General features: G+C 71.4%; 15 protein-coding genes. 5 read left to right on the top strand and 10 right to left on the bottom strand.

All coding sequences use genetic code 11. From position 1 onward, the window contains the following. Nucleotides 1–57: 57 nt before the first annotated feature. Nucleotides 58–2,811, top strand: coding sequence for an immune inhibitor A domain-containing protein (locus HCK04_RS02960; protein ID WP_142645330.1), 2,754 nt, complete (start codon nt 58–60; stop codon nt 2,809–2,811). 143 nt (nt 2,812–2,954) lie between these two features. Continuing rightward, nucleotides 2,955–3,884, top strand: a complete 930-nt coding sequence (locus tag HCK04_RS02955; RefSeq protein WP_142645329.1) for a diacylglycerol kinase family protein — start codon at nt 2,955–2,957, stop codon at nt 3,882–3,884. Between the two features lie 128 nt (nt 3,885–4,012). Here HCK04_RS02955 and HCK04_RS02950 read toward each other — a convergent pair whose 3' ends face one another. The 5 genes from HCK04_RS02950 to HCK04_RS02930 all read right to left on the bottom strand — a co-directional run bounded on the left by HCK04_RS02950 (nt 4,013) and on the right by HCK04_RS02930 (nt 9,863). Then, on the bottom strand, nt 4,013–4,900 hold the full coding sequence (locus HCK04_RS02950; RefSeq protein ID WP_142645328.1) for an SWIM zinc finger family protein: 888 nt from the start codon (nt 4,898–4,900) through the stop codon (nt 4,013–4,015). Next, a complete protein-coding gene (locus HCK04_RS02945) occupies nt 4,901–8,089 on the bottom strand; it encodes a DEAD/DEAH box helicase (protein WP_142645327.1) in 3,189 nt (1,062 codons plus the stop codon). A gap of 217 nt (nt 8,090–8,306) precedes the next feature. Next, a complete protein-coding gene (locus HCK04_RS02940) occupies nt 8,307–8,714 on the bottom strand; it encodes a VOC family protein (protein ID WP_142645326.1) in 408 nt (135 codons plus the stop codon). Beyond that, a complete protein-coding gene (locus HCK04_RS02935) occupies nt 8,711–9,151 on the bottom strand; it encodes a MarR family transcriptional regulator (protein WP_312845715.1) in 441 nt (146 codons plus the stop codon). Before HCK04_RS02935 ends, HCK04_RS02940 begins: the two co-directional genes overlap by 4 nt. A gap of 67 nt (nt 9,152–9,218) precedes the next feature. Then, on the bottom strand, nt 9,219–9,863 hold the full coding sequence (locus HCK04_RS02930) for a TetR/AcrR family transcriptional regulator (protein WP_168065593.1): 645 nt from the start codon (nt 9,861–9,863) through the stop codon (nt 9,219–9,221). 90 nt (nt 9,864–9,953) lie between these two features. Between HCK04_RS02930 and HCK04_RS02925 the strand changes: the two genes are divergently transcribed. Further along, nucleotides 9,954–11,102 carry an FAD-dependent monooxygenase gene (locus tag HCK04_RS02925; protein WP_142645323.1) on the top strand — a complete coding sequence of 383 codons (1,149 nt, stop codon included), beginning with the start codon at nt 9,954–9,956 and terminating at the stop codon, nt 11,100–11,102. Between the two features lie 53 nt (nt 11,103–11,155). Here the strand turns inward: HCK04_RS02925 and HCK04_RS44060 are convergent, their stop codons facing one another. From HCK04_RS44060 to HCK04_RS43350, 3 genes are all read right to left on the bottom strand, one after another. Further along, a complete protein-coding gene (locus tag HCK04_RS44060; RefSeq protein WP_142645322.1) occupies nt 11,156–11,890 on the bottom strand; it encodes a GNAT family N-acetyltransferase in 735 nt (244 codons plus the stop codon). A gap of 196 nt (nt 11,891–12,086) precedes the next feature. Then, nucleotides 12,087–12,416, bottom strand: a complete 330-nt coding sequence (locus HCK04_RS40895) for a GNAT family N-acetyltransferase (protein ID WP_205829774.1) — start codon at nt 12,414–12,416, stop codon at nt 12,087–12,089. A 466-nt stretch (nt 12,417–12,882) separates the two neighbouring features. Further along, the gene (locus HCK04_RS43350; RefSeq protein WP_260617109.1) at nt 12,883–13,008 is read right to left on the bottom strand and encodes a hypothetical protein; all 126 of its coding nucleotides are present in this window, start codon (nt 13,006–13,008) and stop codon (nt 12,883–12,885) included. Nucleotides 13,009–13,083: 75 nt separating this feature from the next. On the opposite strand from HCK04_RS43350, the gene HCK04_RS02910 reads away from it, so the two are divergent. Continuing rightward, nucleotides 13,084–13,350 carry an MFS transporter gene (locus tag HCK04_RS02910; RefSeq protein ID WP_142645320.1) on the top strand — a complete coding sequence of 89 codons (267 nt, stop codon included), beginning with the start codon at nt 13,084–13,086 and terminating at the stop codon, nt 13,348–13,350. 104 nt (nt 13,351–13,454) lie between these two features. Next, on the top strand, nt 13,455–13,718 hold the full coding sequence (locus tag HCK04_RS02905; RefSeq protein ID WP_142616906.1) for a hypothetical protein: 264 nt from the start codon (nt 13,455–13,457) through the stop codon (nt 13,716–13,718). Between the two features lie 154 nt (nt 13,719–13,872). On the opposite strand, the gene HCK04_RS02900 is transcribed toward HCK04_RS02905, so the two are convergent. Both HCK04_RS02900 and HCK04_RS02895 read right to left on the bottom strand, forming a co-directional pair. Continuing rightward, nucleotides 13,873–14,274 carry a cellulose binding domain-containing protein gene (locus HCK04_RS02900; protein ID WP_142645319.1) on the bottom strand — a complete coding sequence of 134 codons (402 nt, stop codon included), beginning with the start codon at nt 14,272–14,274 and terminating at the stop codon, nt 13,873–13,875. Between the two features lie 100 nt (nt 14,275–14,374). After that, entirely contained in the window at nt 14,375–16,789 is a 2,415-nt protein-coding gene (locus tag HCK04_RS02895; protein WP_142645318.1) for a glycoside hydrolase family 9 protein, read from the bottom strand. Nucleotides 16,790–16,941 lie beyond the last annotated feature (152 nt).

The raw sequence follows: 16,941 nt of genomic DNA, 5'->3' as shown, positions 1-16,941 counted from the left end.
CTCATCCCGGCGCGCTGTGCATGGGTGTCCGGGGAACCCGGACGGGAAGGGATCTCGTTGTCCAGAAGAATCCGGCGTCTCGCCGCGATCGTGCCCGCGCTCGGGCTGGCGGCAGGAGGTCTGGCCGCAGCAGGCGCGGCTGCGGCGCCCACGGCGGGCTACCAGCCCTCCGCCAAGGACCACTACATCAACTACGCGCCGCCGCGCGTTCAGGGCGACTTCACCACCACCGAGGAGAAGGTCCCGTCCCAGGGCGTCAAGCGCACCGCCGCGCTGGCGCGGGCGATCGACCACAAGTTCGCGAGCGGCAACCCGGTCGCGGCGCGGGTCCTGGCCAAGCATGAGAAGCAGGCGATCAGGACCGGGAAGAACCCCTTCGACTTCATCTACAAGAAGGCGAAGACGACCCGGACCGCCAAGCTCCTCACGCTGCTGGTCGAGTTCAACGACCAGGCCAACGACGACTTCTCCGGCTGGTCGCACCCGAGGACGATCGACGACGTCGACGACTGCATCACCGAGCCGCCGGGCACCAAGCTGAACGGCCCGCTGCACAACACGATCCCCAACCCCGCCACCGCCGGCGGTGGGGGCAAGGACAACAACTCCATGTGGGTGGCCGACTTCAACACGGCCCATTACAACAACATGCTCTACACCTCCAAGGGGATCACGACCCGGGTCCGTCCGGACCTGAAGGACCCCCGGGACGGCAAGAAGGGCATCGACATCTCCGGTTCGACCCTGAAGAACATGTACGAGGAGATGTCCAAGGGCGCCTACACCGTCACCGGTCAGGCCGTCGGCTGGCTCAAGGTGCCGCACTCCGAGGCGTGGTACGGCGCGGGCAAGTGCCACACCTACCCGCAGGACATGACCGGTCACCCGGACAACCCGCGCGGCCCCGCCCAGCTCGCGATCGACGCGGTCAACGCGCTCGTGCAGTCGAACCCGAACTTCCCGTGGGCCGACTACGACGTCGAGGACACCTCCGACGCCGACGGCGACGGCAACTACGACGAGCCGGACGGCGTCATCGACCACCTCGTGCTGATCCACGCCGGTGAGGACAAGTCCGGTGGCGGCGGCGCCGAGGGCACGTTCTCCCTGTGGGCCCACTCCAGCGACGTGGCCGGCGGATACACGGTGCCGGGCACGAACATCAAGATCTCCAACTACATCCTCCAGCCGGAGGACGCGGGGGTCGGCGTGTTCGCCCACGAGTACGGCCACGACCTCGGCCTGCCGGACCTGTACGACACCACCGGCGCCGGCGACTCCGACGTCGACTTCTGGGACCTGATGTCGAGCGGCTCGCACTCCGGGCCGATCTTCCAGTCCCTGCCCACCCACATGGGCCTGTGGGACAAGTGGGTGCTCGGCTGGGCCAACCCGAAGGTCATCGAGCCGGGCGGCAAGGACCAGCTCCTGGTGGTCGGCCAGACCTCGCGTACGCCCAAGGGCACCGAGGACGGCGTCCGGATCAACCTGCCGGACAAGCAGAACATCATGTCCGTCCCGCACAGCGGGACGAACATGTGGTGGTCCAACAGCGACCAGGACTGGGCCGACAACAAGCTGAGCAGGACCGTCGACGTCCCGGCCGGGTCGGACGCGAAGTTCTGGTGGTGGAGCGACTGGGGCATCGAGACCGACTGGGACTTCGGCTTCTTCGAGATCTCCACGGACGGCGGCGCCACCTGGACCGAGCAGAAGATCTACAACGAGGACGGCAGCCTCGCCACCACCGGTGACGACTACACCGACCCGAACGGCCGCCTGAAGGACTACGGCAACAAGAAGTACGGCCTCACCGGTGAGAGCGGCGGCTGGCACCACCTGTACGTCGACCTCGCGCCGTTCGCTGGCACGTCCGTCCAGATCCGCCTGCGTTACGCCACGGACGCGGCGTCCGTGCAGCGCGGCTGGTTCAACGACGACTTCTCGCTGAACAGCGGCGCCACCGCGGTCTGGACCGACGACGTCGAGGGCGGCGCCAACGGCTGGACGACCACCAAGGGCACGTTCACCGACACCAGCGGCGCCGGCTGGATCATCCACCCCGGTGAGGAGCAGGCGGCGCAGTACTACCTGGCCGAGTGGCGCAACTTCGACGGGTTCGACAAGGGCCTGGAGTACGCCTACGACACGACCTGGCTGCGCGACGGCGCCTGGAAGGTCGAGAAGGTCAAGTACAACGCCCCCGGTCTGCTCGTGTGGTACCGCGACACCTCGGTGTCCAACAACGACGTCTCGGGCCGCACGTTCGACCTGCCGTCGGTGGGCCCGAAGGGCGAGCTGCTCATCGTGGACTCGCACTTCGACCCGCTGCGCCGTACGGGTGCGGCGGCGCAGAAGGACCCGACCGTCCTGAAGAACCTGCCGTCCCGCCCGCAGTCGTCCAACGCGGCGTTCAACTTCGTCGGCACCTACCCGTTCAAGGAGTGCGTCGAGGGCGAGCCGTTCAAGGAGTACTGCACCTCGTTCGGCAAGCAGGCCGCGGTGAAGTCGTTCACGGACGCCAAGGGCTGGTACCCCGGTCTGGAGATCCGCGACGGCAGCCTCTACTACCGCCAGCGTGACTCCTCGGCGGTCGTCCCGTCGAAGGACAACCAGCCGTACACCACCCGGATCGTCCACCCGGACGGCACCCCGGCCAAGGAGCTGTACGGCACCGACATCGGCGGCGCGATCCTCGGCTCCGGCAACCCCGGTGACGAGGGCAAGCAGCTCGGCGTGCAGATCAAGCTGATCAGCCCGCTGCCGGCCAACCTGGCCGCGATCATCCAGGTGACCCCGGCCAAGAAGTAACCACCGCCAGGTGGTCCCCGTGCCCGGCCGCCGTCCGCTCCGGACGGCCGCCGGGCACACTCATGCCGGGGCCCGGCTATGCCGGGCGGGCGCGGTCACGCCGGGCCCGCGCGCCCGGGCGCGGCTGCCCCTAGCATGTGAGCGTGCGGACCAAGGCGGATCACACGGCGGCCATCCACCGGGAGCGGAAGGCCGCGGTCGTGGTGAACACCAAGTCCCGGCGGGGCCGCCGCCACTATGCCGAGGTGCTGCGGCTGCTGAAGGAGCGGGACTTCCGGCTCACCGGCGTCCACCCCGTGACCGACCCCTCACGGCTGCGCGACATCCTGACCCGCGCGCTCGACTCCGGCCCCGATCTGCTCGTCGTGGGCGGCGGCGACGGCACGCTGAGCAGCTCGTTCAGGCACGTGGCGGGCCGCGACATCGCCCTCGGCGTGCTGCCGCTCGGCACCACCAACAACTTCGCCCGCAGCCTGGGCCTGCCGCTCGACCTGCCCGGGGCGATCGGCGTGTTCACCGAGGGCAAGGTGGCCGACATCGACCTCGGCATCTGCGGCGACCGGCCCTTCGCCAACCTCGCGAGCTTCGGCGTCTCGGTCGAGGTGGCGGGCACCGTCAAGCCGTGGCTCAAGCGGATGCTCGGCCGGGCCGCCTACCCGCTGACCGCGATGACGATCCTGCCGAGGCACCGGCCGTTCCGCGCGTACCTGACTGTGGACGGCAAGCGCCACGAGCTGCTGACCCACCAGCTCAACATCGCCAACGGCCGCTTCCACGGCGGCTGGCAGATCGCCAAGGACGTCAGCATCGACAACCGCAAGCTGGTGGCCTATCAGCTCGGCTCGGGCAAGCGGCTGCGCCTGCTCGGGGAGACCCTCGTGCGGGCGACCACCGGCAAGTGGACCAGCCTCGCGGGCGGGCCGTTCGTGACCGGCCAGGAGATACTGCTGGAGACCGACCCGCCGATGGCGGCCGATATCGACGGCGAGGTGAGACTGCGCACCCCGCTCATACTCAGGACCGTCCCGAACGGCGTCCGCGTGATGGTCCCGCAGAGCTTCGAGGACACCTGATCAGTCCGGTCGCGGCGTCGCCAGAGCCAGGCGGAGTCGGTGACAGGGGCGGTGGCGGATCGGCATCCGGCGCAACAGGGCCGAGGACCCTCCCGCTCGGCCGTCTCGTTCTGCGCGGCCGTGAGGGATTACCCGGCCTCCTCGTCTCCCCAGGCGGCGAGGGTCCGGTACGCGGGCCGCAGCAGGTCGAGCAACGGGATGTGCCTGGCCTTGACCTGCGGCGGGTCCAGCGCGCGCAGCAGCAGGTCGGGAGGCGACCCGGGATCGGCCGGCGGGCCGAGGCGGGCCGCCGAGGCGCCGGACTCGTAGAAGTCGCCGATCCGCTCGGCGAACGGGACGTCGGCCACGCCGAGCAGCCCGGATGTCCCGCCTCCCGGTTCTATCCCGGCGCCTGCCGGCTCTGTCTCGCCTGGAGCCCGCCCGCCGCCGGTGGCGCGGAGGGCGTCGAGCAGCGCCTCCCTGGCCATGCCCCGCCAGGCCAGCACCAGGAAGGGGTCGTCGTCGAACGCCTCGGCCAGCAGGTAGAGCACGGCCGACAGGTGCTTGCACGGGAAGCCCCAGTCGGGGCAGGAGCAGTCCATGTCCAGGCCGCGCTCGCCGGGGAACAGCGGCAGCCCGCACGCCTCGAAGACCTGCTCGATCTCCGGTGGCATCTCCCCGGCCAGCAGCTTGGCCCGGTGGAGGGCCTGCGCGGCCAGCGCATCGACCAGCCCCGCCCACTCCCGCTCGCCGTACGCGGTGATGCGCACGCTCACGTCGTAAGGGGCCGGTCGCGAACCCTGCACCCGGGCCTTCACCAGGCCGGAGCCGAGGTCGAGGCCGAGCACCTGGCCGCGGCGCGCGTACGCGCGGCCCCGGCTCAGCCTGCCCGGGTCGCAGACGCGCTCCAGGATGTCGACGAACCGGCGCGACCACCACTGCTCGCCGATGGTGCCCCGCTTCGAGCGCGCCTTGATGCCGCCCTCGACCCTGATGGGCCGTGCGGCCTCGAACCAGCCGTCCCGACCGACCGGCATTCAGCTCACCGCCTCGGGGGACAGGCGGAACAGCTCGCGCAGCTCCGCCGTGGACAGGGTGGCGATCCAGTCCTCGCCCGTCCCGACGACACTTTGGGCCAGGGCCTTCTTGCGCTCGATCATCTCGTCGATCCGCTCCTCCAGCGTGCCCACGCAGACGAACTTCCTGACCTGCACGTTGCGGGTCTGGCCGATGCGGAACGCCCGGTCGGTCGCCTGGTCCTCCACGGCGGGGTTCCACCACCGGTCCACGTGCACGACGTGGTTGGCGGCGGTGAGGTTGAGGCCGGTGCCGGCGGCCTTGAGCGACAGCAGGAAGATCATCGGCTCGTTCTCGGTCTGGAACCGCTCCACCAGCGCGTCGCGGGTCTTCTTCGGCAGCCCGCCGTGCAGCCACAGCACCGGGCGGTCGAGACGCGCCGCCAGGTAGGGCTGCAGCATCGAGCCGAACTCGGCGTACTGCGTGAAGACCAGCGCCTTGTCGCCCTCGCTGAGGATCTCCTCGGCCAGCTCCTCCAGCCGGGCCAGCTTCCCCGACCTGCCGGACAGCCGGGAGCCGTCCTTGAGCAGATGGGCGGGATGGTTGCAGACCTGCTTGAGCCTGGTCATCGCGGCCAGGACGTTCCCGCGCCGCTCGATGCCCTCGCTGTCGGCGATCCGGCCCATCATGTCCTCGACCACCGCCTGGTAGAGGCTCGCCTGCTCGGGGGTGAGCGTGCACCAGACCTTCATCTCCATCTTGTCCGGGAGGTCGGAGATGATCGTCTTGTCGGTCTTGAGGCGCCGGAGCACGAACGGGCCGGTCGCCCGCTTGAGCGCGGCGGCCGCCGTCTCGTCGCCCCGCCGTTCGATCGGCTCCTGGTAGCGCTCACGGAAGGCCCGCGCCGATCCGAGCAGGCCGGGGTTGCAGAACTCCATGATCGACCACAGCTCGGCCAGATGGTTCTCGACCGGGGTGCCGGTCAGCGCCAGCCGCGTACGCGCCGGGAGCGAGCGCACCGCCTGGGCCTGCCGGGCGGCGGCGTTCTTGACGGCCTGGGCCTCGTCGCAGACGACCCGGGCCCAGGTGAACCCGGCCAGGGTGTCGCGGTCGCGTAACGCCGTGCCGTACGTCGTGAGGACGAGGTCGGCCGCGCCGATCCGCTCGGCCAGCTCCTCGCCGCGCAGGCGGCCCGCGCCGTGATGGAGGTAGACGTCGAGCGAGGGCGCGAAGCGGGCGGCCTCCTTCTGCCAGTTGCTGAGCAGCGACATCGGGCACACCAGCAGCGTCGCCCCGGACCGCTCGCTCGACTCGCGCTCTTTCAGTAGGAGTGACAGCGTCTGGGCGGTTTTGCCCAAGCCCATGTCGTCCGCGAGGACGGCGCCGAGGCCGATCTGGGACATGAAGCTGAGCCAGGCCAGGCCGCGTTCCTGATAGGGCCGCAGCGTGCCGTGGAAGGCGGCCGGGGTCGCGACGGGTTCGAGGCGGCGGTCGGCCTCGCCCGACAGCAGGTCGCCGAGGAGGCCGTCGGCGTCCACCTCGACGAGCGGAAGGTCGTCGTCCCCGCCGTGGACGAGCTCCTGGACGACCTCGCCGATCGTCATCTGACCGGAGCCGCGGCGCTCCACCGCCTTGAGCGCGGCCCCGAGCTGCCGGGCGTCCAGCTCGACCCACTGCCCGCGCAGCCGCACCAGCGGCACCTTGAGCCGGGCCAGCTCGGCCAGCTCCGCCTCGCTGATCGTCTCGTCGCCGACGGCCAGCTCGGCCCGGAAGTCCACGAGCTGCGCCAGCCCGAACCCCTGGTCGGAGGCGGCGCCGGGTCCGGAGCGGGACCGCGTGGTGAGCTTCAGGCCGAGCCGGGTGCGGCCCGCCCACGCGGGCAGTTGCACGCCGAAGCCGGCCGACTGCAGGAGAGGCGCGGCGTGCCGGAGGAAGTGGAAGGCCCCCTCCACGTCGAGGCCGACGTGCGTCGGCCGGGGGCCGCGGAGTGCGTCGTCGATCTTCGGGTAGAGACGGGCCGCCCGGCCCAGCCCGGCGAGCAGCGTCTCGTCCGGCCGTCCCGGCAGCCCGGGCATGCTCTCGCCCGCCCAGACGAGGGGAGCGGGCACGTAGAGGCTCGGGTCCTCCGCCGACTGGAGGGCGAACTCGACCCGCCACGCGCCGGCGCCCGTGGCCTCGCCTCCGGCGCCTCGACGTACGTCACCGGCCAGGCCCCCCGCAGGAGGCGGCGCTGCCCTGCCTCCCGGTCCGGAATACGCGGTGTCCGTCCGCGCGGTGGTGTTCGTCTGCGTGGCGGCCCGCTCGGCTGTCTGACCCGGGTTCGCGCTCGTCTCGTGATCCGGCTGATCCTCGGGCGGGAGGGGCTCGACGAGGCGGAAGCACACCCTGACCGGGCCGTCGAGCTGGTGAGCCGCCCTGAACCAGTCCTCCAACGGCCGGGCCAGCGCCTCCGCCTCTTCCTGGCGGGCGCCGGGGAGGGCAGCCGTGTCCCCGGTGAGCGCCACCGTCCACCGGTCGGCCAAGGGGCCGCGCAGCCCGGGACGGTGCCCGCCGAGCAGGCGCTCCGGCAGCGCCTGCCGTACGGCGGCGTCGGCCAGGCACGCCAGCGCCTCGGTCAGCAATCGGGCGGACGGCCGCTCCTGCCCCACCGCCCGGCAGACCGGCGGCATGGCGGCGGCGAGCTCGCGGAAGCGGTCGGCGTGCGCGCCGGTCAGCACCGGCCGCCAGCGCGCCGCGTAACCGCCGGCCTCGGTGACGAGCTGGGGCAGCACCCGGCCACGCCGCACCAGGTCACGGGCGTGGATGGCGACGACCGCGAGATAGCGCAGGGACGGCCCGGCGACGGGTGGCGGTTCGAACGCCTCGGTCAGCAGGCCCAGCGCGGGCCCCGGCTCGACCAGCAGCGCGGGCACCCGCCACGGGCTGATCCTCGGGCGGCGCGCGGCGATCCGCAGGCCCGTCTCCGGAGAGGGGAGGGGACTCGTCGCCGAACTCGGCAGCAGCAGCACGGCGTCGCCGGCCACGGCCTTGCCGGCCGCCTCGGCCGCGGCGTCCCCCCAGCGCGGCAGCTCCGCGGCCAGGACGCTCGCCGGGACGGCGAAGGGATGGGGACGCACCTCGGCACGGGAGACCACAGGCTCCGCGCCGGACGTCTGCTCCGCCCAGAGCACGAGTCTCCCGCCGTCCCAGGCGGCGTGGATCACGACCATGCGGCCTCCTCCGCCCGGCTTCGGGCGGCGTGCATCACGAGCACGCCGTCTCCGTCACCCAGGGCGCGGACCGCCCGCCGCCGCAGGCCGTGTCGAATCACCGGCACACCGTCTCCTCCCGCCAAGTCGGAACGCTAGCAGCGGTGACGGGGCTCCCCGGCCGCTCCGCCGCCGCCTGTGGACAACGCTCCGTTGGGGTCGCGGGTTCGGGAGGGCGTCAGGCGCCGCGGCCTCGCTCGGGCATGGTGGTGTAGTCCGTGAAGCCGAGCACGTTGCCCCAGGGATCGGCGACCTCGACGGTCCAGCCGGTCGCGACCGGGAAGGGGTCGGCGAGGGCGGCGACACCCGCCTCCCGCAGGGTCCGCGCGACGGCCCGGGCGTCGGCCACCTCCAGCCACAGCCGCGGCCGCCCGTCGCCGGAACCCGCGGAGACATCGCCGCGGCGTACGAGCAGCCCCGCCGGCTCGCCGCCCAGCCGGAACAGCGCGATGCCGCGCTCGTCCATCCGGAAGGCGAGCGGAAGACCGAGCGTGGTGTAGAACCTCACGGCTTCGTCCAGGTCGCCGATGGTGAACAGGACGTTGTCGACGCCGAGCACCGTGATGCCGTTCTCCGGTGAGGTCATGTGGCGTAATCCTCCAGTCCGAACAGGACGACCGCGTCGTCGAGAGCGGCCGCCAACCGGCGCAGGCGTTCGGCGTCCGCGGGGGCGTGGCGCAGCCGCACCGGACCGGACAGCGGGGCCTCCTCCGCGACGCGGCGGCCCTCCGGCGTCAGGCTCACGATGCGGCGGCGGCGGTCGTCGGGATCAGGGGTCAGCTCCACCAGGCCGCGGGCGGCCAGGCGGTCCAGGAGCTGGCCGATGGTGGCGGGGTGCATGACCAGCCGGTCGCGCAGGTCGGCCAGACGCACCCGCGGCCCCCATTCGGCCACCAGCCGGAGGATCGCCAGTTGCGCCCCGGTAACGCCGAACCGCGCCTCCACCCGCCGGTTGAACGCGGTGATCGCCTGGTCGAGCCGTGTCCAGGACCTGATCGCCGCGACGGCCTCCTCGCTCACCACGCGATTATTATGCGGCACATAATAATTCTGCGACAGCCCCTGCCGGAGGCTCGCCGTCGCCCGGGCGTCACTCGTCGGGCGGGAACCGTACGGCGATGTAGTGGCTCAGCTCGTCCTCGCCGAGCCGGGTTCCGGGGAGGGGTGATCCCGCGTCGGAGCGCAGGCCGTTCAGCATGATCTCGACCACGCGTTCCATGGCCTGCTCGCTGTGCATGCCCGGCGGCGTGTACACGTTCAGGGTCATCAGCAGCGCGACGTCGACGGGACCGATGTCGGCGCGCAGCGCGCCGTCCGCCTGCGCCTGCTCGACCATGCGCAGGACACCGGCGATCACCTGCTGCCGCATCGCGTTCAGGCCGGGGCCGGTGCGCAGTTGCTGGTGCAGATGCGGCTGGAGCTTCGCCGCCAGCACGCCGATCCGCAGGGCGACCGAGCCGCGCAGGAAGCGGCACAACGCGTGCCAGGCGTCCGGCTCCTCGCGCCAGGACGTCTCCACCAGGTCCACCAGGCGGCGGAGGTTCTTCTCGCCCACCGCCCGGAGCAGCGCGTCCCGGTCGGGGAAGCGGCGGTAGAGCGTGCCGACGCCGACGCCGGCGCGGCGGGCGACCTCCTCCAGCGGCACGTCGATGCCCTCTTCCAGGAACAGCTCCTGGGCCGCGGCGATGATCAGGTCCCGGTTGCGGCGCGCGTCGGCGCGCAGCCCCTTCTCCACGGCCACCTCATCAGAAGGATCTGGACGATTTTCCTCCGTTTAGGATACCGTCGCTTATGTGGAGGAAAATCCTCCGGTTAGGGGTGTGTCATGAGCACTGTGCTGATCTCGGGGGCCGGGATCGCGGGGCCGACGCTGGCCTACTGCCTGGCCGGGCACGGATTCCGGGTCACGGTCGTGGAACGCGGGGGACGGCTCCGGTCCAGCGGCAACCCGGTGGACGTCCGGGGGCCGGCCGTCCCCGTCGCGGAACGCATGGGCGTCATGCCCCGGCTGCGCCGGGCCGCCACCGGCACGACGGGGGTCGGCTTCGTCGACGCGGCGGGCAGGCGGGTCGGCCGGATGGACATGCGCGCCGTGCAGCGGCCGGACGAGGTCGAGGTGCCGCGCGGCGACCTCGCGTCGATCCTCTACGAGGCGAGCCGCGACCGCGCCGAGTTCCTCTTCGACGACTCGATCACGGCGCTCGACCAGGACGAGCACGGGGTGGACGTCACCTTCGAGCGCGCCGCGCCCCGCCGCTTCGACCTGGTGATCGGGGCCGACGGCCTGCACTCGGTGACACGGCGCCTCGCGTTCGGCCGGGAGACGGGGACGCCGCAGAGCGGGCTCGTGCGGCACATGGGCCTGTACGTCGCGACGACGCCGCTGCCCGAAGGGGCCGCCGGGGGCGGCCGGGACATCCTCATGCACAACACGCCCGGCAAGGCGGTCGCCGTCAATCCCCGGCCCGCGGGCGCGTTCTTCCTCTACCGGAGCCCCGAGGAGCCCGGCTTCGACCACCGCGACACCGAGCAGCACAAGCGGATGCTGATCGACGCCTTCGCCGGTGTGGCCTGGCGGGCGCCGGAACTGCTCGATCACGTGCGCGCCGCCGACGACCTCTACTTCGACTCGGTCAGCCAGGTGCGCCTGCCCCGCTGGTGGAATGGCCGCGTCGCGCTCCTCGGCGACGCCGCGTCCTGCGTGTCACTGTTCGGGGACGGCTCCACCCTGGCCATGGCGGGGGCGTTCACCCTCGCCGAGGCGCTGGCCGCCCACTCCGGCGATCCCGCGGCGGCCTTCCGCGCGTACGAGGCGGCGCACCGGCGCCTGGTGGACCCCAGGCAGCGCAACGTCGCGCAGGCGTCGGCACTCCTGGTCCCCGCGACGCGAGGCGGCATCGTCGCCAGGAACCTGGCCACCCGCCTGTGGCCCGCCGTGGCCGCCGCCACGCGGCTCAGGCACGCCCTCGCATGATGAGGGGGCGTGGCGAGCGGCTGATCCTCACTCCGTACAGGTGACAGATGACGCTAGGCGGGGAAGGCGAAGAGGCGGTACTGCGCGACTTCGACGAAACCGAAGCGCCGATACAGCGGCTCACCGGCCGGGCTCGCGGCGAGTGCTGCCAGCCGCGTGCCGCGGTCCTGTCCCGCGCGGAGCGCCGCCGCGGTCAGTGCCGCGCCGATGCCGCGCCAGCGATGCGTGTCCGCGACGTGGACGAGGAAGATCCCGGCCACGTCGTGGGCTGCGATCACTGTGGCCGTCCCGACCACACGGTCCTCGAGAACCGCCGCCAGGCGGACGATGTCCGCGTTGTCCCGGCGTCGCGACTCGATCCGTACGATGCCGGGTTCGAGGTCCGGCGCGATGCCCATGGAAGCGCTGTAGGTGCGTACCAGTTCCGGCAGCCGGTCGTGACCGGTCACCGCCTCGATCCGCAGGCCGGCTGGTTGATCCATCGGATCCACAGCCTGGTCGAGCGATCTGGCCATCACGGGGAGCGTTGTGAGTTCCTGTGCTCCGAGCGTGGTCAGGGCGGACGACGTGCCCGCGGGGCTGTCCGGGCCGATCCACCACCACCAGGGCACTCCCGCGAGCCGGTCCCGTGCGGTGGCAGCGATCTGCTCGACCGCATCCAGGGAGCGGACCCGGACCACTCCGTTGAACTGCGGCTGAGCCAGCCCGCTGCGGAAGTAGTCGAGGTCGCCCTCACCACGGTCCGCCACGCCCCAACCGGTGAGGTACTGGCGGAAGTTGGCGGTCACGCGGGCCATGCTCCCGGGGTGCCACAGGGCTCGCGGGGCACGGCCGCCCGGGGACGCGGCCGCCGCGAGCTGTTCATCGGCTCCGCCTGACACGTTCGTCATGGGTGTCACCTCTGTCTGGAAGCCTCGGGCCTGGGCGGCCGAGGGTGTCTCGTGTCCTGTCCCGGCCGGCTCGCACCGGCAGCCGGCTGCGGTGTCAAGGCACCACGATCCGGTAGTCGGAGACGGGGCGGTATCCGATGCGCTGGTAGACGCTGTTGCTCGTCGCGTCGGCGAGGTCGGTGAAGAGGAGCACGTGTTCCGCGCCGGCGTCGAGAGCCGCCTGGGAAACGGCCGCGGTGACGGCCGAGCCGTGGCCCCGGCCGCGGTGTCCGGGCAGCGTGTAGACGGGAGTGATGCGGGCCGTGCCGGCCACCACCGACGTCATGGCGGCCATGGCCACAGGTTCGTCCCCGACCGTCCACAGCCGCCAGCCGCCCTGGCTCAGCCGCTCGTCGACGAACACGTCGAGATCGGCTCCGAGCAAGCCGGCTTCCGTGACGAAACGGGTGCACCAGTCATGAAGAAGAGCCCGGTCATCGCCGGTCGCCGCCCGCGGCGCCCCCGGCGGTGCGACGTCAGGGCGCACAAGCCGGTCGAGACGGTGGAGGCGCAGGTGCGGTCGGAACGACCCCGCCTCGGAGCGAAGCACTTCGGGGTCGTCCGTGATGAACCAGCTCAAGGGATCGGTCTCCTGCTCGCCAGAGGGCGGGATAGCCATGCACCACGCCGCAGGGGTGGGTCGGGCCTCGTGATAGATGCCGTCAGTGATCTATACGGCCCGACCGAATCACCCCACCGTGGGACAAATCCCTCCTGGCCTGCCGGATGCTACTCGAAGGCGCCGGTCACTCCTCCACGGGCCGCACCGTGGACCTCGCCGCCGACTTCGGGATCGCGCGGGTGCTGAACGCCACCGGCACCGTGTCGAGCGCGGTCGTGGGCACCCCCGCCTACATGGCGCCCGAGCAGATCGCCGGGCAGACGGTCGGTCCCGCCGCCCAGCCGCCCGGGAGATCCTGCTGCGCCTCCTCGGCGCCGGGCACCCCGCCGACACCCTGCTCGCGGAAGGCGCCCACGCCGCCGGCGCTCCCGGTCCCGAGGCCGCTCCGCCGCCGTACGACGGGCGGCCGTCCGACGCCCCGCCGCCGCACATGCTGGCCGGGCCCGTCGTCGCGGGCGCGGTCATCAACGCGCTGTCCTGGCGGTGGATCTTCTTCCTCACCGTCCCCTTGTTGCTGCTGACGAGCATCCTGTCGGCCGTGCTCCTGCCCTTCGCCGCGGCGTTCGCGGTGCCGCTGTATTTCCAGACGGTCGACGGCATGCCGCCCGGGCAGGCCGGGTGGCTGTCGCCGCACAGGGGGCGGGCATGCTCGTCGCGGTGCTCCTGGCCGGAAGGCTCGACGACGGCTCCCATCTGAGGGGGTGCTGTGAAACAAATGTTGCATATGGGCAATACTTATGCCTCGGGGGGGCAGGGGGGTCTTTCTTAGCGGAGGTCCCTCCGCGACATGAGAGGTGTGCAATGACCGCGACCGCTACCGAGCGCAGTACGACTGACGGGCTTCGTCAGCCCTGGCCGGATGACCGCTACGAGGTCAGGTGCGACAGGGAGAGCCCGTTCACCGGTAGCCGTGACCGTTACCACTACGCCAAGAACGCCGTCGAGTCGGCGAAGGCGCTGGAGCGAGCGGGACTCGCCCGCCGTGTCATGGTCGTCAGGCTGGAGGACGAGACCGTCATCTACGACCGTGTCGGCGACGTGAACCTGCCTCCGGAGTCGTGGTGATCCGGCATGTCGTGATGTGACATGTCCGGCCGCGTCAGGTCCATATAACGCGAGACGACGATCCCCCGGGAATGTGTCCCGGGGGATCGTCGGCGTCCGGATCAACGTGCGTGAGACCCGCCTGCTTGAGAGGGGGCCGTGCAGCGCCCGCAGATCAGGCGGGCGTGCAGGTCACCTCGGGGGCCCTTCCGCCGCCCAGGCGGGCGGCGAAGCCGAAGACGGTCGAGCCGCCGATCGGCAGCTCGCCGTTGTAGGTCTCGTTGCCGAAGGCGTACGACCCGACGGTGCCGATCACCGGGAGGGGCACTGCCCCCCACACCTGGGTGATCACGCTGCCGTCGGTGTAGCGCCACGACACACGCCAGCCCTTGATCGCCCACGAGCCGCTGTTGGTCACCGTGACCTGCCCGAGCGAGACGGCGTCCCGCGTTCCGGGCCACTGGCTGGTGACCGTGTAGACCGCCTTGCAGCCGATCGAGTCCGCGGATGCGGGGGCGGCCGTGATCCCCGCGGTCGCCAGGATGAGGCCTGTCGCGGCGATCGTCCTTCTGATCATCGATCTCTCCCTTGCTCGGCGCTTACGTGGATGCCCGCCTCCCCCAGAGAGGGGTCCGTCTGGGGAAGGCGGGCGACTGGGGCGAGCCCGGGAACGCGGGCTACGCGGGGGTGCAGGTGACGGTCGACGGGGCGGTGCCCGAGCCGTTGCCGGTGAAGCCGAAGTTCGTCGTGGCGCCGGAGCCCAGGTTGCCGTTCCACGACAGGTTCGTCACCGTGACGTTCGATCCGCTCTGGCTGACCGTGCCGCTCCAGAGCTGGGAGATGGTCTGGCCGCTCGGGAACGACCAGGTCACCGTCCAGCCGGAGATGGCCGAGGCGCCGGAGTTGCGTACGGTGATGTCCGCCTGGAAGCCGCCCTGCCACGAGTTGACCAGCGTGTACGTCGCGGTGCACGCCTTGCCGGTCGCCGGCGACGGGCTGGGCGACGGCGACGGGCTGGGCGACGGAGACGGGCTGGGCGACGGCGAGACGGACGGGCTGGGCGACGGCGACGGGGACGGGGACGGGGACGGCGAGGCGGAGGGCGACGGGCTGGGCGACGGGGACGGGGACGGCGACGGCGAGACCGAGGGGCTGGGCGACGGGGACGGCTCGGCCCCGGGCGCATTGCCCCAGATCTTGGTCGATCCCGAGTACAGCGTCATGTTCTGCACCGTCACCGGCGTGGACGGGGTGGTGGACACCCCCGTGTACGACCAGTCGTTCGACGGGTCCCACGAACCGGAGCTGGCGATGCGGAACTGCACCTCACGCCGCGACTCCGACTGTCCCTGCGGAGCGATGACCTGGCCGGAGCAGTCGATCGTGACGTAGTAGACCCTGCCGGAGAACTGCGTCGGGCCGGTCGGCGGCTTGCACTGGTTGTAGTTGGCCGTCAGCGTGATCTGGCTCGGCGTGGTGTCGCCGTCCAGGGTGAAGTAGTAGCGGAACGAGCCGTCGGTCAGGGCGCGGGCGGGCCAGGCCGAGTGGTTGTAGACCAGGGTCTTGATCTCGGTGAAGTTCTGGCCGCTGGCGTTGACCGCCGCCTGGAGGTAGATCTCCGGGCCGTCGGGGGTCTCCGCGACGGGGAAGTTCGACAGCGGGGTGCCGCCGTACTCCTTGTAGAGCCGCACCAGCGCGCTGGTGAAGCCGGCGTTGTAGTCGGTGGCGACCTCGTTCATCGTGTAGTCGGCGCGGCTGTCGGTGTAGGCGTCGTCGGCCGACTTGGGGCCGCCGACGAGCGCGCCGTACAGGATGTGGCGGCTCTGCGCCGGCTCACCGTTCAGGTTGTTGGTCCAGGTGCCGTGCGCGGTGCGGTGGTGCGGGTTGCGCGGCGGGTTGTTCCCGAAGCCGATCTCGTACGACGACTTGCGCGGGTTGTCGCCGAGCGCGTAGTTGATCTGCCGTACGGCGAAGTCGTGGTAGCGGGCCTTGCGCGTGGAGTCGGTGAGCCAGTCGCTGTAGTAGAGCGCGACGAACGCGGTGTTGGCGGCGTAGCGGAGCGATCCCCAGGAGTCGAGCACGGCCTGGCCGCCGGGGGAGTAGTTCACCCGCTGCCCGTTCACGCCGACCGTCCACCAGTCGAGCCACCGGTTCGCGTCGTCGGCGTACTGCTGCTTGCCGGTCAGCTTCGCCAGCAGCACGTAGCAGCCGTACGACTTGTCGTCCCAGGCGATCGTCCACTTGTACGACTTGGTGGTCGACTGCGGCTCGGTGCCGAGGTTGGCGTAGTACGACTCGGCCTTGGCGAGGTAGGAGGAGTCCTGGGTGGCGCGGTAGAGCCAGATGGCCCCCCACACCAGCTCGTCGTTGTAGCCGCTCCAGGACTTGTAGAAGTTCTGCGCGTCGGTGATGCAGTCGCTGTACTTGCCCCGCACGGTGTCGGCGAACGTGTAGAGCTGCTTGGCGTGGGTGAGCAGCTTGTCGGCGTACGACGGGTCGGTGGGCCGGAAGACGATCGAGGAGGCCGCCATCGCGGCCGCCGTCTCACCGGCCAGGTCGGATCCGCCGCACGAGGCGTCGATCTTGTACGAGGGCCTGCTCATCGGCAGCACCTCGGCCGCCCCCCACCAGGCGTGGTCGGCGTTGCCGTTGCCGACCTGGCCGTACAGGACGTTGGAGGAGGGGTGCGCCTTGACGAAGTAGTCGTTGACGAAGCGCAGGCTGTTCATCAGGTAGGTGAGCTGCCCGGACGAGGCGTAGGCGTCGCGGTAGTCCACCGCGCCCCATGCCAGCATCGTCGCGCTGAACGCCATCGGCAGGCCGAACTTGACGTGGTCGCCCGCGTCGTACCAGCCGCCGGTCAGGTCGAGACCGACGTCCTTGCCGTCGTTGAGCGCCGAGTCGCCGCGCCAGGTGACGCGGTTGGTGGACGGCAGTGTGCCGGACTGCTGGGCCTCATAGAAGAAGAGCGACTTCTGCAGCGCCTCGCCGTAGTTGAACGCCGGGGCGGCGGAAGCCGACTGGGGAACGGCGGCCGGGACGACCGCGGTGGAGATGATCAGCGCCGCAAGTACAGGGAACGTACGCCGCATGGGGATGAGCCTCACAGAGGTGGGGGGTCGGGGGCGCGGCGGCGGGTCAGGCGCCGCCGCGCCCCGGCTTACTCGGTCGTGTCCCGGAGGGACACTTCCTTGGGGTGCGGTGAAGGGTCAGGCGACACCGCACCCCGGCTTACGGGGCGTGC

The organism is Microbispora sp. CL1-1, assembly GCF_012034195.1.
In the GTDB taxonomy this organism is placed as follows: Bacteria; Actinomycetota; Actinomycetes; order Streptosporangiales; family Streptosporangiaceae; genus Microbispora.
The sequence above is the reverse complement of the archived record's forward strand: the minus strand, read 5'-3'. Positions and strand labels throughout refer to the sequence as shown.

Bases quoted from the DNA above. Each gene is read 5' to 3' on its own strand.
- HCK04_RS02895 (WP_142645318.1), bottom strand. From the start codon at position 16,789: ATGCGGCGTACGTTCCCTGTACTTGCGGCGCTGATCATCTCCACCGCG.
- HCK04_RS02910 (WP_142645320.1), top strand. From the start codon at position 13,084: ATGCTGGCCGGGCCCGTCGTCGCGGGCGCGGTCATCAACGCGCTGTCC.
- HCK04_RS02950 (WP_142645328.1), bottom strand. From the start codon at position 4,900: ATGCCGGTCGGTCGGGACGGCTGGTTCGAGGCCGCACGGCCCATCAGG.
- HCK04_RS02940 (WP_142645326.1), bottom strand. From the start codon at position 8,714: ATGACCTCACCGGAGAACGGCATCACGGTGCTCGGCGTCGACAACGTC.
- HCK04_RS02900 (WP_142645319.1), bottom strand. From the start codon at position 14,274: ATGATCAGAAGGACGATCGCCGCGACAGGCCTCATCCTGGCGACCGCG.
- HCK04_RS02945 (WP_142645327.1), bottom strand. From the start codon at position 8,089: ATGGTCGTGATCCACGCCGCCTGGGACGGCGGGAGACTCGTGCTCTGG.
- HCK04_RS02925 (WP_142645323.1), top strand. From the start codon at position 9,954: ATGAGCACTGTGCTGATCTCGGGGGCCGGGATCGCGGGGCCGACGCTG.
- HCK04_RS02905 (WP_142616906.1), top strand. From the start codon at position 13,455: ATGACCGCGACCGCTACCGAGCGCAGTACGACTGACGGGCTTCGTCAG.